17 protein-coding genes are annotated in these 18,186 nt (G+C 67.7%); 9 read left to right on the forward strand and 8 right to left on the reverse strand.

The window, feature by feature from the left end; all coding sequences use genetic code 11:
- Positions 1-36 precede the first annotated feature (36 nt).
- A complete protein-coding gene (locus tag BXA00_RS15560) occupies positions 37-1,107 on the forward strand; it encodes a cell division protein ZipA C-terminal FtsZ-binding domain-containing protein (protein WP_076519312.1) in 1,071 nt (356 codons plus the stop codon).
- Positions 1,107-3,206 (forward strand): NAD-dependent DNA ligase LigA, encoded by a 2,100-nt coding sequence (gene ligA / locus BXA00_RS15565; RefSeq protein WP_076519313.1) that lies wholly within the window; start codon positions 1,107-1,109, stop codon positions 3,204-3,206. Before BXA00_RS15560 ends, ligA begins: the two co-directional genes overlap by 1 nt.
- 109 nt (positions 3,207-3,315) lie before the next feature.
- On the opposite strand, the gene BXA00_RS15570 is transcribed toward ligA, so the two are convergent.
- The 4 genes from BXA00_RS15570 to msrB form a co-directional block, all read right to left on the reverse strand.
- Entirely contained in the window at positions 3,316-4,092 is a 777-nt protein-coding gene (locus BXA00_RS15570) for a peptidylprolyl isomerase (RefSeq protein ID WP_076519314.1), read from the reverse strand.
- A 17-nt stretch (positions 4,093-4,109) separates the two neighbouring features.
- Positions 4,110-4,379 carry a BolA family transcriptional regulator gene (locus BXA00_RS15575; RefSeq protein ID WP_076519315.1) on the reverse strand — a complete coding sequence of 90 codons (270 nt, stop codon included), beginning with the start codon at positions 4,377-4,379 and terminating at the stop codon, positions 4,110-4,112.
- 78 nt (positions 4,380-4,457) lie between these two features.
- Complete coding sequence (locus BXA00_RS15580) at positions 4,458-5,042, reverse strand: septation protein A (RefSeq protein ID WP_076519316.1); 585 nt, start codon at positions 5,040-5,042, stop codon at positions 4,458-4,460.
- A complete protein-coding gene (msrB, locus tag BXA00_RS15585; protein ID WP_076519317.1) occupies positions 5,042-5,440 on the reverse strand; it encodes a peptide-methionine (R)-S-oxide reductase MsrB in 399 nt (132 codons plus the stop codon). The genes BXA00_RS15580 and msrB overlap by 1 nt, the downstream gene beginning before the upstream one ends.
- 52 nt (positions 5,441-5,492) lie before the next feature.
- On the opposite strand from msrB, the gene BXA00_RS15590 reads away from it, so the two are divergent.
- From BXA00_RS15590 to BXA00_RS15620, 7 genes are all read left to right on the forward strand, one after another.
- Complete coding sequence (locus tag BXA00_RS15590) at positions 5,493-6,170, forward strand: energy-coupling factor ABC transporter ATP-binding protein (protein ID WP_076519318.1); 678 nt, start codon at positions 5,493-5,495, stop codon at positions 6,168-6,170.
- On the forward strand, positions 6,167-6,763 hold the full coding sequence (locus BXA00_RS15595; protein ID WP_076519319.1) for an energy-coupling factor transporter transmembrane protein EcfT: 597 nt from the start codon (positions 6,167-6,169) through the stop codon (positions 6,761-6,763). Before BXA00_RS15590 ends, BXA00_RS15595 begins: the two co-directional genes overlap by 4 nt.
- A 39-nt stretch (positions 6,764-6,802) precedes the next feature.
- Entirely contained in the window at positions 6,803-7,360 is a 558-nt protein-coding gene (locus BXA00_RS15600; RefSeq protein ID WP_076519320.1) for a biotin transporter BioY, read from the forward strand.
- A gap of 273 nt (positions 7,361-7,633) precedes the next feature.
- On the forward strand, positions 7,634-8,797 hold the full coding sequence (locus BXA00_RS15605) for an ABC transporter substrate-binding protein (protein ID WP_076519321.1): 1,164 nt from the start codon (positions 7,634-7,636) through the stop codon (positions 8,795-8,797).
- Positions 8,798-9,013: 216 nt separating this feature from the next.
- A complete protein-coding gene (locus BXA00_RS15610; RefSeq protein WP_076519322.1) occupies positions 9,014-10,051 on the forward strand; it encodes a branched-chain amino acid ABC transporter permease in 1,038 nt (345 codons plus the stop codon).
- 4 nt (positions 10,052-10,055) lie between these two features.
- A complete protein-coding gene (locus tag BXA00_RS15615; protein ID WP_076519323.1) occupies positions 10,056-11,891 on the forward strand; it encodes an ATP-binding cassette domain-containing protein in 1,836 nt (611 codons plus the stop codon).
- Positions 11,891-12,652, forward strand: coding sequence for an ABC transporter ATP-binding protein (locus tag BXA00_RS15620; RefSeq protein ID WP_076519324.1), 762 nt, complete (start codon positions 11,891-11,893; stop codon positions 12,650-12,652). Before BXA00_RS15615 ends, BXA00_RS15620 begins: the two co-directional genes overlap by 1 nt.
- Positions 12,653-12,721: 69 nt before the next feature.
- On the opposite strand, the gene BXA00_RS15625 is transcribed toward BXA00_RS15620, so the two are convergent.
- The 4 genes from BXA00_RS15625 to BXA00_RS15640 form a co-directional block, all read right to left on the reverse strand.
- A complete protein-coding gene (locus BXA00_RS15625) occupies positions 12,722-14,869 on the reverse strand; it encodes a phosphocholine-specific phospholipase C (RefSeq protein ID WP_076519325.1) in 2,148 nt (715 codons plus the stop codon).
- Positions 14,870-14,916: 47 nt separating this feature from the next.
- Positions 14,917-15,633 (reverse strand): IclR family transcriptional regulator, encoded by a 717-nt coding sequence (locus BXA00_RS15630; protein ID WP_076519326.1) that lies wholly within the window; start codon positions 15,631-15,633, stop codon positions 14,917-14,919.
- 18 nt (positions 15,634-15,651) lie between these two features.
- Complete coding sequence (locus BXA00_RS15635) at positions 15,652-16,548, reverse strand: NAD(P)-dependent oxidoreductase (protein ID WP_076519327.1); 897 nt, start codon at positions 16,546-16,548, stop codon at positions 15,652-15,654.
- Between the two features lie 75 nt (positions 16,549-16,623).
- Entirely contained in the window at positions 16,624-18,078 is a 1,455-nt protein-coding gene (locus tag BXA00_RS15640) for an aldehyde dehydrogenase (protein WP_076519328.1), read from the reverse strand.
- Positions 18,079-18,186 lie beyond the last annotated feature (108 nt).

An 18,186-nucleotide genomic window follows, 5' to 3' on the forward strand; every position in this document is an offset into this window, starting at 1 on the left:
TGAGAAAGGCGCCGCCTTCTGGCGCGGGATTTACACATGAGTGATTTGCAGATCGGGCTGATAGCCCTGGGCGTCTTGCTGATACTGCTGGTGTTGGGATTCAACTGGTGGCAGGACCGGCGCGTCCGGCGCAAGATGCAGAGCCATTTCCCCACCTCCGAACAGGATCCGCTGCTGGGTGCGGGCGCGGCCGGCGGCGCCGCGGCCACTGCCGCGGCCCGGCGTGAGCCCGGCATGGGCGGCGAACCCGCCCGCGCGCAGCCCGGCCAGCCCGCGCGCGTGGATCCGGGCAGCGACGCCGACGACACCGAAGACCCCGATCCCGCCTGCGAAGTCGTCATCGAGATCAACTTCGCCGAGCCGGTGCGCGGCGCCGACCTGCTGCCCTACATGCAAAGCCTGCGCAGCGTGGGCCGCAAGCCCATGCGCGTGTTCGCCTCGACCGATCAGCGCCGCCACCGCGCGCGCATCCATGCCGGCGAGTCCTATGCGTCCATGCAGCTTGCCGTGCTGCTGGCCAACCGCAGCGGCCCCCTGACCGCGATTGAATGGTCGCAGGCCTGGGCGCGTGCGCAGGACATGGCCGAACGTTTCGACGCCACCATCGAGGGCCCCGACCAGCAGGCGGTCCTGGAGCAGGGCGCCCGCCTGGACGACACCTGCGCCGCGCTGGACACCCAGGTCGGCCTGACGCTGCTGCTGGGCTCGGCCCAGCCGGCCGCCGAGGTGCTGGCCGTGGCGCGCGACGCCGGCTTTGTTCCCGACGGCAACCGCCTGGCCTGGCCCAACGAGAACGGCGTGACCCGCTTCACGCTGGCCCGCGCGGACGGCGCGGCCTTCGATGCGGGCATGGGCGGCATCGAACGCCTCTACCTGCTGCTCGACGTCCCGTGCAGCCCGGCGGACACCCGCGCCTTTGGCCGCATGGTCGACGTGGGCCGGGACCTGGCGGCGCGCTTGCGCGCCGAACTGGTCGACGACCAGGGCAAGCCCCTGGCCGACGGCTCCGAAGCGGTCATCGACGAGCGTCTGCAGGTCTTGTTCGGCCAGCTTGAACAGGCGGGCCTGCCTGCCGGCAGCGAGCGTGCCCAGCGGGTGTTTGCCTGATGGCCAGTGGGTCCGGCGAGAATCCGGCGCAGGCGGCGGCGCGGCTGCGCGCCGCGATCGAACAGCACAACGTCCGCTATTACGTCTACGACGAGCCCTCCATCTCGGATGCCGAGTACGACGGGCTCATGCGGGAACTGCAGGCCCTGGAGGCCGAGCATCCGGAACTGGTGACGCCCGAATCGCCCACGCAGCGCGTGGGCGCGGCGCCCGTGTCCGCCTTTGGCAGCGTGCGCCACGTGGTGCCCATGCTGTCGCTCAACAATGCCTTCTCCGAGGAAGAGGTCGGCGCGTTCGATCGCCGCGTCACCGACACCCTGCGCGGCGCCGGCATGCTGGGCCCGGCGCAGCAACCGGATTACTTCTGTGAACTGAAGCTCGACGGCCTGGCGATCAGCCTGCGCTACGAGGACGGCCGCCTGGTGCAGGCCGCCACCCGGGGCGACGGGCAGACGGGCGAGGACGTCACCTCCAACATCCGCACGATCAAGGCGATTCCCCTGCAACTGAAGGGCGCGGCCCCGAAGGTGCTGGAGGTGCGCGGCGAAGTGTTGATGAATCGCGCCGATTTCGAAAAACTGAACCAGGCGCAGGCCAAGCGCGACGAAAAGGTCTTCGTCAATCCGCGCAACGCGGCCGCGGGCAGCCTGCGCCAGCTCGATCCCCGCATCACGGCCAAGCGGCCGCTGCGGTTCTTTGCGTATGGCTGGGGCGAGGTCCATGGCCTGCCCGGCGCGCAGAACGGCTTGTTCGACGAGGCCTCGGCCGGCGCGGCGCAGGCCTCGCAGCTTCCCGAGAAATCCCACGGCGCGATGCTGGAATGGCTGGCCTCGCTGGGCCTGCCCGTCAACGTCGTGCACAACCACCGGGCCACGGGCGCCGAAGGGCTGATGGCCTTTTACGCCAAGGTCGGCGCCATGCGCGCCGAGCTGCCCTACGACATCGACGGCGTGGTCTACAAGGTGGATTCGCTGCCGGCGCAGAAGGTGCTGGGCTTCGTGGCGCGCGCGCCCCGCTTTGCGCTGGCGCACAAGTTCGCCGCCGAAGAGGCGACCACCACTTTGCTGGACATCGAAGTCCAGGTGGGCCGCACCGGCGCCATCACGCCTGTCGCGCGGCTCAAGCCTGTGTTCGTGGGCGGTGTCACCGTGACCAATGCCACGCTGCACAACGAAGACGAAATCCGCCGCAAGGACGTGCGCATCGGTGACACGGTCATCGTGCGCCGCGCGGGCGACGTCATACCCGAGGTGCTGGGACCGGTCCCGGACAAGCGGCCCGCCGATGCGCGGGAATTCGTCATGCCGACCGAGTGCCCGGTCTGCGGATCGGCCATCGAGCGCCTGGAAGGCGAAACGATCGCGCGCTGCACCGGCGGGCTGTTTTGCGGCGCGCAGCGCAAGCAGACGCTGTGGCATGCGGCCAGCCGCAAGGCGCTGGATATCGAGGGGCTGGGCGAAAAGCTCGTGGACCAGCTCGTGGACAGCGGCCGCGTCAAGACGCTGGCCGACCTGTACGGGCTGCGTCCGCTGGAACTGGTCGGCCTGGACCGCATGGGCCAGAAATCCGCCGACAACCTGATCGCCGCCATCGAGAAGGCGCGCTCGCCGGGCCTGGCGCGCCTGCTGTTCGCGCTGGGCATCCGCCACGTGGGCGAGACGACGGCCCGCGACGTCGCAAGGCATTTCGGCAGCATCGACGCCATCATGGATGCCGACGAAGAAGCCTTGTCCTCGGTGCCCGACGTGGGCCCGGTGGTGGCGGCGTCGATCCGCCACTTCTTTGCCGAGCAGCACAACCGCGACGTGATCGAGCAGCTCAAGGCGCAGGGCGTGAACCCCGTGGCGGAAGCCGCGCCGCAAGACACCACGTTGGCCGGCAAGACCTTCGTGCTGACCGGCACGCTGCCGAACTGGACGCGCGAAGAAGCGTCGATGCACATCCAGGCGGCGGGCGGCAAGGTCAGCGGCTCGGTGTCCAAGAAGACGGCTTATCTGGTGGCCGGCGAAGAGGCCGGCAGCAAACTGACCAAGGCCCAGGAACTGGGCGTGCCGGTGCTGGACGAAGACGGCTTGAAGGCATTGCTCGGCATGTCCTGATCGGGGTCTCCCGATCAGGCCTGCCTGTCTGCCTGCACCGCGAACGCCCGCGCGTCGCGCAAAAAAAAACTGCCCGCTTCAAGCGGGCAGTTTTTCGTCTGGCGGGGCCTTACTGGACCTTGGCCTTTTCGCGCAGTTGCTTCTGGTAGTCGGCCAGGGTTTGCTGGCGCATCATTTCTTCCAGTTGCGGGCGAACCTGATCCATCGGCGGGAATTCGACCGGGCGGGTGTCGTCAACCATGATGATGTGCCAGCCGAACTGGGTCTGGACCGGCTTGTCGACCACTTGACCCTTCTTGAGCTGCGTCACGGCTTGCGCGAACGGCTGCACGTAGTTGGTCGGGGGCGCCCAACCCAGGTCGCCACCCTTTTCGGCGCTGCCGGGGTCCTTGGAGTTCTTCTTGGCCAGGTCGTCGAACTTGCCCTTGTTGCTCTTGATCTGGGCCAGCAGGTCATTCGCCGTCTTCTCGTCCTGGACGAGGATGTGACGGACCTTGTATTCCATCTTGCCGGCCTGTTCCTTCTTGATCTTCTCGTATTCGGCGGTGACCTGGGCATCGGTGACCGGGTGCTTGGCCAGGTAGTCGGCCATCAGCGCGCGGACCAGGATGCCTTGGCGGGCCAGTTCGATTTCGGTCTGGACGTCCGCCTGCTTGGCGATGCCGCCGGATTCGGCGGCCTGCACGAAGATCTGGCGGTTGATCATTTCCTGCTTGACCTGTTCGCGCAGTTGCGGCGAATCGGTGGCGCCCTGGCCGACCAGGAGCTTGACGAATTGATCCAGGCTCTTTTGCGTGATGGCCTTACCGTTGACGGTAGCCACGTTTTGCGCAAAAGCAGGCACGGCGATGACGCAGGCCGCAGCCAGCATGACGATGCGTTTCATGAATATCCTTTTACTTTCTATTTGGGAGCCTGGGCGTCAAGCGCAAGCGCATGAATCGGATAGGGGATCAAATCTTGCAAATGATGATACACCAGCCTATGCCGCGCGACGGGCGAGAGCCCCGCAAAGCAAGGCGCCACGATGATCACGCGATAATGGCCGGCGCCGTTTTTACTGCCTTCGTGGCCGGCATGCAAATGGGAGTCGTCCAGGATCTCCAGGCTGAGGGGTTCCAGGGCGGCTAGCCGTTCCCGGATCAGGGCAATGCGATCGGTGGTTTCTGACATGGGAGCAAGGGGGAAGTTCCGGCGCGGCGGCCCCGCTTCGGGGGCGCGCGCGCCTGGGAGGAGGGCGGCGCAGGAGGCTCAGGGCTTGCCGGGCGGCGTGGTGCCCGGGCCGGCCGGGGTGTTTTCCTCGGTCTGGATGTGCTTGCCCAGCCACAGGGACTGGCCGACCACGAAGACGATCATCAGGCCCATCAGGCCGAAGGCCTTGAAGCTGACCCACTGCGACTCGGTGAAGTGCCCGGAGAACGCGACATAGAGGTTGAGGGCGCCGGCCACCAGAAAGAAGGCGGCCCAGAGCATGTTGAGCCGGTCCCAGGCCGTGTCGGGTAATTGGATCTGCTTTTCCATCAGGCGGCGGATCAGGTTGCGACCGAACAACAGGCGGGCGAAGACCAGCGCGCCGCCGAACATCCAGTACAGCACCGTCGGCTTCCATTTGATGAAGACGTCGCTGTGCAGCCAGATGGTGGCGCCGCCGAACACCAGGATGACGGTCAGGTTGATCCAGTGCATGGCTTCGGTGGGGCGGCCGGTGGCCTTGAGCCAGACGATCTGCGCCACGGCCGCCGCCATGGCGACGCCCGTGGCGATGAAGATGTCCGTAAACCTGTAGGCGATGAAGAACAGGAGCAGCGGGAACAGGTCGAACAGAAACTTCTTCATCAGTCTTCTAGGGGTTCAAACGTCATCGACAGGGAATTGATGCAGTAGCGCAGGCCGGTGGGCTCGGGGCCGTCGGGAAAGACGTGGCCCAGGTGCGCGTCGCACACATTGCACAGCACCTCGGTACGCACCATGCCGTGGCTGGTGTCGCGTTCTTCGCGGACCAGTTCGGGATCCAGCGCCTGGAAGTAGCTGGGCCAGCCGCAACCCGCGTCGAATTTGGTGTCGGATGCGAAGAGCGCCGTGCCACAGCCCACGCAGCGGTAGATGCCGGGCGTGAAGGTATCCCAGTAGCGTCCGGTGAACGCGCGTTCGGTACCCTTTTGCCGGGTGACCACGTATTCTTCGGGGGAAAGCTGGGCGCGCCATTCGGCGTCGGTTTTGCGTACTTTTTCCATATGAGCTCTTGGAGTCGCGATGCCCGAAATGGTTCGGGCATAATCCCGCCCCATGTTAATCGAGTTTGACCAGGCGGTAGTATCCACGCCCCAGGCGGAAGTGTTGCGCGGGGTGAGCGTCACCCTGGCCGAACGCCGCATCGGCATCGTCGGCCCCAACGGCGCCGGCAAGAGCACGCTGGCGCGCCTGGTCAACGGGCTGGTGATTCCGTCCTCGGGCAAGGTGCGGGTGGACGGGCTGGATACGCGGCACGACCTGAAGGCCGTGCGCGCGCGCGTCGGCTTTGTCTTTCAGAACCCGGAAAACCAGATCGTCTTTCCCATCGTGCGCGAGGACCTGGCCTTCGGGCTCAAGCGCCTGGCGCCGGACCGCCGGCAGCGCGAGGCCCGCATCGAGTCCGGGCTGGACAGCCTGGGCGTCGGCCACCTGGCCGACCGCAGCAGCCACACGCTGTCCGGCGGCGAGCGCCAGCTGGTGGCCCTGGCTGCCGTGCTGGTCATGGAGCCCGCGCTCATCGTCTTTGACGAACCCACCACCCAACTCGACCTGCGCAATCGCAACCGCGTGCGCGCCGCCATTGCCGGGCTGCCCCATGATGCCATCGTTGTCAGCCACGACCTGGAGCTGCTCGAGGACTTTGACCGCGTGCTGGTCGTGCGCGACGGCGCGATCGCGGCCGACGACACGCCCGCGGCCGCGCTGCGCTGGTACCGGGAGCACTGCGGATGATGGAGCCGCTGTACGTCCCGGGCGCCACGCCGCTGCACCGCCTGCCGGCGTGGATCAAGCTGCTGGCCCTGATGGCGGCCGGCGCGGGGCTCTTCCTGCTGCGCGACCCGGTCTGGCTGGCGCTGGCGTTGGGATTTTCCGCGGCGCTGGTCTGGTCGACCGGCGTCGGCGCCGCCGCGGTCTGGCGCCAGGTGCGCGGACTGATCTGGATATTGCTCGCCGTGGCGTCGTTCACCGGCTGGTTTCAGGGGCCAGCCGACGCCCTGGCCGTCGTGCTGCGGGTGGCGGCCATGGTCGGCCTGGCGCTGGCCGTGACGCTGGCCACGCGCACCTCGGACCTGATCGCCGTCTGTGAAGGGGCGCTGCGGCCGCTGGAGCGCACGGGCCTTGTCGATGCCGAAAAGGTGGCGCTGGCCCTGGCGCTGGCGCTGCGCTTCGTGCCGGAAATCTGGCGTAATTTCCAGGAGATCCGCGAAGCGCAGGCCGCGCGGGGACTGGGCGCCAACCCGGTCGCGCTGATCGTGCCGCTGATCGTCCTGACCTTGAAGCGGGCCCAGGAAGTTTCCGAAGCGATCGATGCGCGCAGCGTCTGACGGCGGCGCGCCGTAACCATCAACAAAGGGGGAAAAGCCATGAAATCCAGTAACACGGTGCTGGTCGCGCTCTTCGCGGCGCTGATCGTCGTCTTGAGCCTGATGCCGCCGATTCCGATGCCCGGCATTCCGGTGCCCATCACCCTGCAGACGCTGGGCGCCATGCTGGCCGGGGCGATGCTGGGCCCGGTGCGCGGCGCGCTGGCGTGCCTGCTGTACCTGGCGCTGGCGGCGGTCGGCCTGCCGGTGCTGCCCGGCGGCCGGGGCGGTCTGGGCGCGTTCTTCGGTCCCACCGGCGGGTTTCTGGTCGGCATGGTGGCGGGCGCCTTCGTGACGGGCTGGCTGGCGCGCCGCCTGGCCGCCCGCCAATCGGGCACCTGGATGGGCCTGGCCGGCTATGTGGCCGCCTGCGTCGTGGGCGGCATTGCCGTGGTGTATGCGTTCGGCGTGCCGTGGCTGTCGGCGGTGGCGAAGATGGACCTGGCCAAGGCCGCAGCGGCGGTCGCCGTGTTCCTGCCCGGCGACCTGGTCAAGGCCGTCGTGGCCGCCTGGGTGGCGTCGCGCGTCGAGCGGGTGTGGCCGATGCTGGGCCGCTGAGGCTGGCGCAGCCCGGGCAAAGATCCAATCATCCCAAGGGAATCCCCCAACTGACGCTCGCCACCCTTTCAAGTACAAGTTCGCCATTAACAAATGCGTTAGACAGATCGTGGTTTCCGGAGCACATTTCCGTAGCACATCAGGGAATTACCGTAGTTGCGCCAGGTCATCTGATACTGTTTTAACCATATAATATTTTTTTCTGTATAACTTTAAACAGGCTCGCTTCGCCTCGTTCGAGGCACACAAGAGCCATACACAGGAGACAAAAACATGCGCAAGCACTTCGGCTTGTCCGCGGCCGCCGCCGCTGTAGCCCTGACTCTGCCGCTTCTGGCGAGCGCACAGGTCAAGGTGGGCGTCACGGTGGCCAGCACCGGTCCCGCCGCCTCCCTGGGCATCCCCGAGCGCAACACCGTGGCCCTGCTGCCCAAGGAAGTTGCCGGCCAGAAAATCGAATGGATCGTCCTGGACGACGCCACCGACACGACCCAAGCCGTCAAGAACTCGCGCAAGCTGGCGTCGGACGACAAGGTCGACGTGCTGATCGGCACCTCCATCACGCCGGGATCGCTGGCCATGGTGGACGTGGCCGCCGAGGCCAAGGTGCCGATGATCAGCGTGGCCGCCAGCGCCAAGATCGTTGAGCCCGTGGACGACAAGCGCCGCTGGGTCTTCAAGACTCCCCAGAACGACGCGCTGATGGCAAGCGCCCTGGCCGACGCGATGGCCAAGTCCAAGGTCAAGACGCTGGGCTTCATCGGCTTTGCCGACGCCTATGGCGACGGCTGGCTGGACGTGATGCAGAAGGCCGCCAAGGCCAAGGGCATCGAGATCGTCGCCGTCGAAAAGTACGGCCGCACCGACACCAGCGTCACGGGCCAGGTGCTCAAGCTGGTCGGCGCCAAGCCCGACGCCATCCTGATCGCCGGCGCCGGCACCCCGTCCGCGCTGCCGCAAAAGGAACTGAAGGCGCGCAACTACGGCGGCACCATCTACCAGACCCACGGCGCCGCCAACAACGACGTGCTGCGCGTCTGCGGCAAGGACTGCAACGGCATGTTGCTGCCGGCCGGCCCGCTGCTGGTCGCCGCGCAATTGCCCGACAGCAACCCGGTCAAGAAGTCGGCCCTGGCCTACGTCGAAACCTACGAAAAGGCCCACGGCGCCGGTTCGACCAACACGTTCGGCGGCCACATGTGGGACGCCGGCCAACTGGTCGTGGCCGCCTTGCCCGTGGCCCTGAAGACGGGCGCCAAGCCCGGCACGCCGGAATTCCGCGCCGCGATGCGCGACGCGCTGGAAGGCGTGAAGGACCTGGCCGTTTCGCAAGGCGTGTTCAACATGTCGCCCACGGACCACGCCGGCTTTGACGAGCGTTCGCGCGTCATGGTCAAGGTGGAAAACGGCAAGTGGGTCTACCAGCCCGGCCTGTGATTCCCCAGATTGCCCGCGATCGGGCCGCCCGGTCGCGGGTAGCCCTATCGCGGGCAGCCCTATCCCGGGCCGCCCTATCCAAGGGCGCTCGGCGCGCGGCGGCTCACCGTTTGCCGCGCAGCCCGTCAGTACGTCGCACCGGCCTTTCCGGCCGGTGTGTCGTATCAGTGTTCCGAATGGGGTCGGGACACCAAGAAACCACAAGGTAGTTGTTCGATGGATTCATCAATTGCGCTGATCCTGCTGCAAGACGGTGTCGTCAACGGCGCCATCTATGCCCTGCTGGGCATGGCTCTGGTGCTGGTTTTCGCCGTCACGCGCGTCATTTTCATTCCCCAGGGCGAGTTCGTGGCGTTCGGCGCCCTGACCCTGGCCATGCTGGTGGACGGCAAAGTGCCGGGCACCGCCTATCTGCTGCCGCTGCTGGGACTCGTCTGCCTGGCGCTCGAACTGCTGCGGGCGCTGCGCACCCGCAACGCCGCGGGCCTGCCTCAAACCATTGCCACCTGCGTCGTGCTGCCGCTGGCGCTGTTCTGGCTGACCAAGAGCTACACCGCCCCGGACAACTCGCTGTGGCTGAACATGCTGCTGACGCTGTTCCTGGTGATCCCCATGGGTCCGATGGTCTATCGCATCGTCTACCAGCCGCTCGCCGAAGCCACCGTGCTGGTGCTGCTGATCGTCTCGGTCGCCGTGCACTTCGCGTTGATGGGCCTGGCGCTCGTGTTCTTCGGCGCCGAGGGCTGGCGCACGCCGGCGTTCGTCAGCGGGCAGGTCGACCTGGGATTCATGTCCTGGTCGGCGCAAAGCCTCTTCGTGGTCGCCACCTGCGCGCTGCTCATCCTGGCCCTGTGGCTGTTCTTCGGCAAGACGCTGTACGGCCGCGCGCTGCGCGCCACCGCCGTCAACCGCCGCGGCGCGCGGCTGGTGGGCATCAGCACCAATATGTCGGGTACGCTGACGTTCACGCTGGCCGTGGGCATCGGCGCGGTGTCCGGCATGCTGATCGCGCCCATCACCACCGTTTACTACGACACCGGTTTCCTCATCGGCCTGAAGGGCTTCGTGGGCGCCATCATCGGCGGCCTGGCCAGCTATCCCATCGCGGCGGCGGGCTCGCTGCTCGTCGGCGTGCTGGAATCGTTCTCTTCGTTCTGGGCCAGCGCCTACAAGGAAGTGATCGTCTTCACCCTGATCATTCCGGTTCTCGTCTGGCGTTCGTTCAGCACCCATCACGCGGACGAAGAGGAATAAAGCCATGAACCGCATTCTGCTTGCCGTATTTCTCGTCGTCCTGGCGGGCCTGCCGCTGGTGTCGGCCACGCCCGAGTTCTGGGTGACACAGCTCAACTACATCGGTCTGGCCAGCCTGGTCGTGCTGGGCCTCGTCCTGCTGACCGGCGTGGGCGGCCTGACGTCCTTCGGCCAGGCGGCCTTCGTGGGCCTGGGCGCCTACACCACCGCCTACCTGACCACGCAATACGACGTGTCGCCCTGGCTGGCGCTGCCCGCCGGCCTGGTGCTGACCGCCGTGGTGGCCTACCTGCTGGGCGCGATCACGCTGCGCCTGTCCGGCCATTACCTGCCGCTGGGCACCATCGCCTGGGGCCTGTCGCTGTATTACCTCTTTGGCAACATCGACTGGCTGGGCAAGCATGACGGCATTGCCGGCATCGAGCCCATCAGCATCTTCGGCATCTCGCTGGCCAGCGGCCGCCACATCTACTACCTGATCTGGGTGTTCGTGCTGCTGGCGCTGTGGGCCACCCGAAACCTGCTCAACTCGCGTCCGGGCCGGGCCATCCGCGCCCTCAAGAGCGGGGCGGGCATGGCCGAGTCCATGGGCGTCAACACGGCGGCCTACAAGATTGTGATCTTCGTGTGGGCGGCCTTGCTGGCCTGCGTGTCGGGCTGGCTGTATGCCCACATGCAGCGCGCCGTCAGTCCCAGCCCCTTCGGCCTGAACTACGGCATCGAATACCTGTTCATGGCGGTGGTCGGCGGCGCCGGCTACGTCTGGGGCGCCTTGCTCGGCTCCAGCGTCATCCTGGTGCTGAAAGACCAGTTGCAGAACCTGCTGCCCAGGCTGCTGGACACCAACGCCAACTTCGAGATGATCGTCTTCGGCGTGCTGTTGATCCTGATGCTGCAGTTCGCCCGCAACGGCCTGTGGCCGATCCTGGCGGGCTGGTGGGGCAGCGTCACCGGCGCGGACGGATCGCGCCGCAACCTGGCGCCGCCCGCATCGGCGCCGGCGCTGCCGTCGCGCGAGCGCCCGCAAGCCGGCCAGGTGGTGCTGGAGGTCGACGCCATCCGCAAGGAATTCGGCGGACTGGTCGCCGTCAACGACATTTCCTTCAAGGTCAGCTCCGGCGAGATCATGGGCCTGATCGGCCCGAACGGCGCCGGCAAGAGCACCACCTTCAACCTGATCAGCGGCGTGCTGCCGGTGACGCGCGGCCAGGTCACGTTCATGGGCCAACGCATCGACAACCGCTCGGCGCGCGAGATCGCCAAGATGGGCGTGGGCCGCACGTTCCAGCACGTCCAGCTCCTGCCGGGCATGACCGTGCTGGAAAACGTGGCGCTGGGCGCGCATCTGCGCTCGGACGTCGGCGTGCTGTCCGGCGCCCTGCACTCGGACCGCGCCCGCGAGGCGCAGCTCCTGCATGAAGCTGCCCAGCAGCTCAAGCGGGTGGGCCTGGGCGAATTCCTGTACGAGCAGGCGGGCAACCTTGCGCTCGGCCAGCAGCGCATCCTGGAAATCGCGCGGGCGCTTGCCTGCGATCCGGTGCTGCTGCTGCTGGACGAACCGGCTGCCGGCTTGCGCTACAAGGAAAAGCAGGACCTGGCGCGCGTGCTGGAACAGCTTCGCGCGGAAGGCATGAGCATTCTGCTCGTCGAACATGACATGGATTTTGTGATGCGCCTGACCAACCACCTCGTGGTGATGGATTTCGGCACGAAGCTGGCCGAAGGCGTGCCGGCCGACGTGCAAAAGAACCCGGCGGTGCTGGAAGCCTATCTTGGCGGCATCGACGACGACCTGCCCGAAGCGGACCAGGCCAAGCCCGTGCCCGCGGGAGGCGTGTGATGAACGCAACGACGACTCCCGTTCTCGAAGTCAGCAACCTGTCGGCGCGCTATGGCAAGGTCGGTGCGCTGGCGGGCGCCACGCTCAGCGTGCCTGCCGGCAGCATCGTCACCGTGATCGGCGCCAACGGCGCCGGCAAGTCCACCATGCTCAACGCCATCATGGGCTCTTTGCCGCAGACCGGTCACGCGGCCGGCACGGTGCAGTATGCCGGCGCGGACGTGTCGGGCTGGATGGTCGAGCGCCGCGTGGCGGCCGGCATGTCGCTGGTGCCCGAACGCCGCGAGCTCTTCGGCACCATGTCGGTGGAAGACAACCTGCTGCTGGGCGGCTTTCGCCGCTACCGCGCCCGCGAAAGCGGCTGGCGCGACACGCTGAACGAAGTGTTCGACCTGTTCCCGCGCCTGCGCGAGCGGCGCGCCCAGCAGGCCGGCACCCTGTCCGGCGGCGAACGCCAGATGCTGGCCGTGGGGCGCGCGCTCATGGCCAAGCCCAGCCTGCTGATGCTGGACGAGCCCAGCCTGGGGCTTGCGCCGCGCATCGTGCGCGAGATCTTCCACATCATCGCGCGGCTGCGCGAGACCGGCGTGGCGATCCTGCTGGTCGAGCAGAACGCCCGCGCGGCGCTGCAGGTGGCCGATTACGGCTACGTGCTGGAAACCGGCGAGGTCATCCTGCACGGCCCGGCGCGCGAACTGGCCGGCGATCCCAAGGTCATCGAAAGCTACCTGGGGTTGGGCAAGGGCGCCGAGGCGGCCTGATCGGGGACCGCACCGCGCGCAAGAACGCCGGCCGCCGAGAGGCGCCGGCGTTTTCTTTGGCCGGCCCGTTCAGGGCAGCGGCGTCCATTGCAGGATCAATTCGTTGCCCATTGCGGGATCCGACGTGGCGTGCGCGCCGGTTTCGATGCGCCCGGCCAGGCGTCGCAGGAAGGCCGCGTCGTCCCCATCGTGCACGCTGATGTCGTACCAGCCGCCGCTCGCGGACATGTCCCAGGTGAGCTCGCGCGTCTCGCCGGGAGCCAGCGCGACCTCGGTTGTGCCTGGGTGGCCGTAGGCATTGGCGGCGATGCGGCAGGCGCGCGGCCGCGCGTCGGGATTATGCAGCGACAGTCGCAACAGCGCGCCAGCGCCTGGGTAGGCCGCCGTCACGTCCAGCGCGGGTGACGCGGGCCGGACCTGTCCGGCGCAGTGCCGGTGAAAGCCATTGGGGCCCAGCACCCAAAGGTCATAGCGGCCGTGCGGCGCGGTGTTCCATGCGCCTTCCAGTACCTTGCCCGCCTCGACCGTGTAGCGCCGCGGCCCGCTTGCGAGGTCAAGCCGGTCGTACACGTGCAGCACCGCGCCCGCGGCGCCCGTGTTTTCGAACCGCAGGAACACGCGGCCGTCTTCGACGCGGGCGTGGGCATGCAGCGCATAGGGCAGGGCGCGCGACGGCCGCACGCCGGGATGCTGGCGTGCCGGCGCGGGCGCGAGCGGCGCCGGCGGCTTGACGGTGCCGGGCAGGGCTGCGGCGCGCGCCGCGCGCTCGGCGGTGGCGGGCAGGGTGCGCAGCAGGTCCTGGTCGTCCGGCGCGGCGAAATCGAACACGGACATGAGGTCGCCGCAGACCGCCCGGCGCCACGGCGAGATGTTCGGCTCGTCCACCCCGAAGCGCTGCGTGACAAAGCGCAGCACCGAGGTGTGATCGAAGACCTGCGAATTGACCCAGCCGCCCTTCGTCCAGGGCGACAGCACGTACATCGGCACGCGCGGACCCAGCCCGTAGACGCCGTGCAGGTGCGCGGGCGTGTCGTCCTGTTCGACGCCGGAAAGATGTTCGTGATATTCGCCCCGGGTGTCGACGGTGGACGCGCCGGCCAGTTCGCCCGCGGCGTTGCGCGACGGCGGCGCGGGCGGCGGCATGTGATCGAAAAAGCCGTCGTTCTCGTCGAACATCAGCAGCAGCACGGTCTTGCTCCACACCGCGGGATTGGCGGTCAGCGCATCGAGCACGCGCGCGGTGTAGTCCGCGCCCTGGGCCGGGCTGGACGGGCTGGGATGTTCGGAGCCGGCGCGGGTCGCGCAGATCCACGATACCTGCGGCAGCGTGCCGTCAAGCACGTCCTGGCGCAGCAGATCCAGGCCGCGCGTGGTCAGCGCCTTGTCCTTCAATGCCGCGACGGCGCCGGGCAGGCCGCGATACGCGTCGCGGTAGGCCTTGAACCCGGCGGTGGGATTGAGCGAGTAGTTGTCCGCCATGTCCTGGTAGATGCGCCAACTGACGCCGGCGCGTTCCAGCCGTTCGGGATACGTGGTCCAGGTATAGGCGCGCGCCGGATCGCCGCCGGTGAGCTTGTTGTACGCATTGCCCAGCGCCGGGCCGTTGCCTTGCGCCAGGCCGTCGTTGGTGCCGGTCCAGAGGAACAGGCGGTTGGTGTTGGTGCCGCCGGTGAACGAGCAATGGTAGGCGTCGCACACGGTGAAGGCGCGCGCCATTGCGTACTGGAAGGGCAGGTCGGCCTCGCCGTAGTAGGCCATCGAGTGGTTTTTCTTGGCGGCCGGCCAGTTGCCCATGCGGCCGACGTCCCAGGCGTCCTGCGCGTTGGACCAGGTGTGCGGTGTGCTGGCCAGGCGCATGGCCTCGTAGGCCGCCCGCGTGTCCAGCCGGTACGGCAGCACGGTGCGCGGCGCCCCTTCGTCCGGTCTGTCGTTGTACTGGGCCCAGACGGTGCGGTGACGCGCCTGCGGGCTGTCGGGCACCGGTATTGGAAAGCGGTCGCCAAAGCCACGCACCCCTTCCAGGCCGCCGAAATAATGGTCAAACGACCGGTTTTCCTGCATGAAGATCACGATGTGCTCCACATCGCGGATCGACCCGGTACGGCGGTTGGCCGGGATGGCCAGGGCGCGGCGGATGGCTGCGGGAAACAGCGCCAGCGCGCTGCCGGCGCCTGCCAGGGTGGCGCTGCCGCGCAGGAAATCGCGTCTGCTGTGCATGGGCTGGGCTCGCGGTCCAAAGCCCACAGCTTACGCCCGCCTTCCTGTTATTTGCCTGACGGCCAGCGGCCGCCCAGCGCGCGCGTGGCCTCGGCCGCCGCGTCCTGCACGAGCTTGCCCATTTTCTTGACGGCAGCGGGCGAATAGCGCTCTTTCGGACCGGACAGGGAAATGGCGCCGCACAGGTCCCCGTCGGGGCCGAACACGGGGCTGGCCACCGCGGCGCAGTTGGGATCGCGCTCGCCCATGGACGTGAGCATCAGGCCGGCCTCGGCGGGGGATTTGCCGTCGACCAGGTAGGCCGTCAGCAGCTTGCCTGCCGCGCCCTTGTCCAGCGGCAGCAGGTCGCCGACGCGGATGCGATCCAGCGTGGAGTGGTGCGAATCCACCCGCAGCAGGCACACGCGCGTCTGCGCGTCGTGGTAGACGTGGAACGACGCGCTTTCAGTGCCTTTGTCGACCAGCGCCTGCAGCAGCGGCAGGATGGTTTCGGTCAGGCGATAGGTGGCCTCGTAGGCGCGGCCCAGGTGGTGGGCGTAGGGGCCGAGGGCATAGCGCCCGTCGGCGCGGCGCACCACCAGGGCGGCCTTTTCCAATGAAGCGATGAGCCGCAAGAGCGTGCTCTTGTAGAACCCCGTGGCCCGGGAAAGATCGGCAAGCGTGATGGGATCGGTGCGTTGCGCGACCGCCCCGACGATGGTCAGGGCGCGTTCGACGGCGGCGACGCCGTCGGTGGAATTATCCTGAGTAGGGGTACGACTCATGGGAAAGATAGGGGGTGATTACGTGGGGGTTCCCGACTCCGGATCGATCACCCGGCTGATGACCGGGAAATAGCGGTTGCCGTGCCCCTGGGCGATCGCTGCGTCGAACCAGTGATCCACGTTGCGGGCTCCCAGCGCCTGTACGCCGGTCTGTTCCGCCAGCGCCAGCGCATAGCGCAGGTCTTTGCGGGCGTAGTCCACGGGGAAGGCTTTTTCGGGAAAGTCTGCGGGCAGGATAGCCTTTAAGCCGTGGTTGCGCAACGCGAAGCTGTCCGCCGATCCGCGCGTGAAGGTCTCCAGCAGCACGCGCGGATCGACCCCCGAACGGTGCGCGATCGCACGGGCTTCGGACAGCGCCAGCACGGTTTCGAACAGCACCATGTTGTTCAGGATCTTCACGACCTGGCCGCTGCCGATGGGGCCGCAATGCGTGATTTCGTTCGCAAAGGTCGAGACCAGCGGCTTGACGCGCGCGAACGACGCTTCATTCCCGCCGATCATGACCGACAGCGTGCCGGCTTCGGCCGCGGCGCGCGTGCGGGCCACGGGCGCGTCGATGAAGGTCGCGCCCTTGGCGGCGAACTCGCCGGCCAATTCGCGCGTCACGTCGACAGGCGAGGTGCTCAGGTCCACGATCAACTGGCCGCTGCGCGCATTCGCCAGCAGCCCGTCGGCCGCGCGGGCAAGCTGCGCGACGACTTCGCCGGACGGCAAGGACAGGAACACCACGTCGCATTCGCGCATGATCTGCGGTGCTGTCGCCGCGGCCACGTTGTGCGGCGCCAGGCGCTGCAAGGGGGCGGGGTCGTTGTCGCAGCCCAGCACGGGCACGCCGCCCTTGGCGGCCAGGTTGCGGCAGATGGGTTCGCCCATGACGCCCAGGCCGATGAAGCCGGCTCGTTGGAATTCAGGCATGAGGATGGTCTCCGATGAGGTAATGGATAGGCCGCGGCGCGCGGCCATGATTGGTCTTGGGAAAAGGCGCGCGGCCTACATGCCGAAGTAGATGCCCTTGGACTGCTGGTACAGGCGCAGCCCGCTCACGCCTTTCTCGCGGCCGATGCCGCTCTGCTTGAAGCCGCCGAAGGGCGTGGAGATGGAGAGCTGCTTGTAGGTGTTGATCCACACGCTGCCCGCTTCCAGGCGTTTGGCAACGCGCCAGGCGCGGCGGTAGTCCGCCGTCCAGATGCCCGAGGCCAGGCCATACGCGCTGTCGTTGGCCTGATCGACCAGGTCGTCCTCGTCCTCGAAGGTCAGCGCGCACAGCACCGGCCCGAAGATCTCTTCGCGGACCACGTGCGCGTCGCGCGACAGGCCGCCGAGGATGGTGGGGCGGTAGAACGCGCCCGCCGCAAGCGCATCGCCGCCGGGCCGTTCTCCGCCCAGCAGGACGTGCGCGCCGTCGCGCCGCGCGGCATCGATCATGCCTTCGATCTTCTCGCGGTGACCAAAGGACGCGATCGGCCCCATCTGCGCGCCGTCGGCGTCGGGCAGGTCGACCTTCAGGCGGCTGGCGCGCGCCACGAGCTTTTCGATGAAGGCCTTTGCGATGCTGCGCTGGACATACAGCCGCGAGCCCGCCACGCAGGACTGTCCGCTGCCTTCGAAGATGCCGCCGATGACGCCTTCAATGGCGGCGTCCTGGTCCGCGTCTTCGAACACAATGTGCGGCGACTTGCCGCCCAGCTCCAGGGCCACGGGCATCAGCTTTTCGGCCGCCGCATGCGCGATCGCGCGGCCGCTGGCGGTGCCGCCCGTGAACGACACCATGCGCACGCCGGGGTGTTCGACGAGGCGCCGGCCCACCGTCGCGCCGAGTCCGGTCACGACGTTCAGAATGCCCGGCGGCAGCCCGGCTTCGAGCGCGATGCGTCCCAGCGCCAGCGCGGGCGACGAGGTGATCTCGGACGGCTTGAGGATCACGGCGTTGCCCGCGGCCAGCGCCGGCGCGACCTTCTGCGCCTCCATCGTGAGCGGCGAGTTCCACGGCGTGATCGCCACGACGACGCCATACGGGTCGTAATGCGTCATGGACAGGTAATTGCCGCGCGGCGGCGTGACTTCCGCGCCCAGCGTCTCGCACACGCCGGCGTAGTAGCGGAAGGTGGCGGCGGCGCTGGCGACCTGGGCCTTGCATTCGGCCCACACCTTGCCGTTCTCGATCATCTGCAGGCGGGCGAGCAGGGGCGCGTTCTGGTCCATGCCGTCGGCGATGCGGCGCAGGATCGCGGCGCGCTGGTGCGGCAGCATGTCGCGCCACGCGGGCTGGCGCTGCGCTTGCCAGGCGGCCTCCACCGCCTGGTCGACCTGGGCCTCGGAGGCCGCGCTGATCAGGTAGTTGCGGGCCCCGGTGGCGGGGTTGACGGATTCGAACGCGGCGTCTTCCTGCGCGATCCATTCGCCGCCGATCAACATGGATTTAAGGGTTTCCGATGATTCGGACATGAAGTGTCGTTCCTCTCTTGATGGGCTCTGTTTCGCCCCGGCGGCAAACGGCCGGGCGCATTTATTCGTTGACAGCCTGGGTTTGAAAAAATATAAAATAGAATAAGC

The organism is Achromobacter sp. MFA1 R4, assembly GCF_900156745.1.
In the GTDB taxonomy this organism is placed as follows: domain Bacteria; phylum Pseudomonadota; class Gammaproteobacteria; order Burkholderiales; family Burkholderiaceae_B; genus Achromobacter.

Excerpts from the sequence above, each read along its gene's own strand:
- BXA00_RS15610 (WP_076519322.1), top strand. The coding sequence starts at position 9,014 with ATGGATTCATCAATTGCGCTGATCCTGCTGCAAGACGGTGTCGTCAAC.
- BXA00_RS15615 (WP_076519323.1), top strand. The coding sequence starts at position 10,056 with ATGAACCGCATTCTGCTTGCCGTATTTCTCGTCGTCCTGGCGGGCCTG.
- BXA00_RS15590 (WP_076519318.1), top strand. The coding sequence starts at position 5,493 with ATGTTAATCGAGTTTGACCAGGCGGTAGTATCCACGCCCCAGGCGGAA.
- msrB (WP_076519317.1), bottom strand. The coding sequence starts at position 5,440 with ATGGAAAAAGTACGCAAAACCGACGCCGAATGGCGCGCCCAGCTTTCC.
- BXA00_RS15580 (WP_076519316.1), bottom strand. The coding sequence starts at position 5,042 with ATGAAGAAGTTTCTGTTCGACCTGTTCCCGCTGCTCCTGTTCTTCATC.
- BXA00_RS15560 (WP_076519312.1), top strand. The coding sequence starts at position 37 with ATGAGTGATTTGCAGATCGGGCTGATAGCCCTGGGCGTCTTGCTGATA.
- BXA00_RS15570 (WP_076519314.1), bottom strand. The coding sequence starts at position 4,092 with ATGAAACGCATCGTCATGCTGGCTGCGGCCTGCGTCATCGCCGTGCCT.
- BXA00_RS15635 (WP_076519327.1), bottom strand. The coding sequence starts at position 16,548 with ATGCCTGAATTCCAACGAGCCGGCTTCATCGGCCTGGGCGTCATGGGC.
- BXA00_RS15620 (WP_076519324.1), top strand. The coding sequence starts at position 11,891 with ATGAACGCAACGACGACTCCCGTTCTCGAAGTCAGCAACCTGTCGGCG.
- BXA00_RS15630 (WP_076519326.1), bottom strand. The coding sequence starts at position 15,633 with ATGAGTCGTACCCCTACTCAGGATAATTCCACCGACGGCGTCGCCGCC.
- BXA00_RS15640 (WP_076519328.1), bottom strand. The coding sequence starts at position 18,078 with ATGTCCGAATCATCGGAAACCCTTAAATCCATGTTGATCGGCGGCGAA.
- BXA00_RS15575 (WP_076519315.1), bottom strand. The coding sequence starts at position 4,379 with ATGTCAGAAACCACCGATCGCATTGCCCTGATCCGGGAACGGCTAGCC.
- BXA00_RS15605 (WP_076519321.1), top strand. The coding sequence starts at position 7,634 with ATGCGCAAGCACTTCGGCTTGTCCGCGGCCGCCGCCGCTGTAGCCCTG.
- BXA00_RS15600 (WP_076519320.1), top strand. The coding sequence starts at position 6,803 with ATGAAATCCAGTAACACGGTGCTGGTCGCGCTCTTCGCGGCGCTGATC.
- BXA00_RS15595 (WP_076519319.1), top strand. The coding sequence starts at position 6,167 with ATGATGGAGCCGCTGTACGTCCCGGGCGCCACGCCGCTGCACCGCCTG.
- BXA00_RS15625 (WP_076519325.1), bottom strand. The coding sequence starts at position 14,869 with ATGCACAGCAGACGCGATTTCCTGCGCGGCAGCGCCACCCTGGCAGGC.
- ligA (WP_076519313.1), top strand. The coding sequence starts at position 1,107 with ATGGCCAGTGGGTCCGGCGAGAATCCGGCGCAGGCGGCGGCGCGGCTG.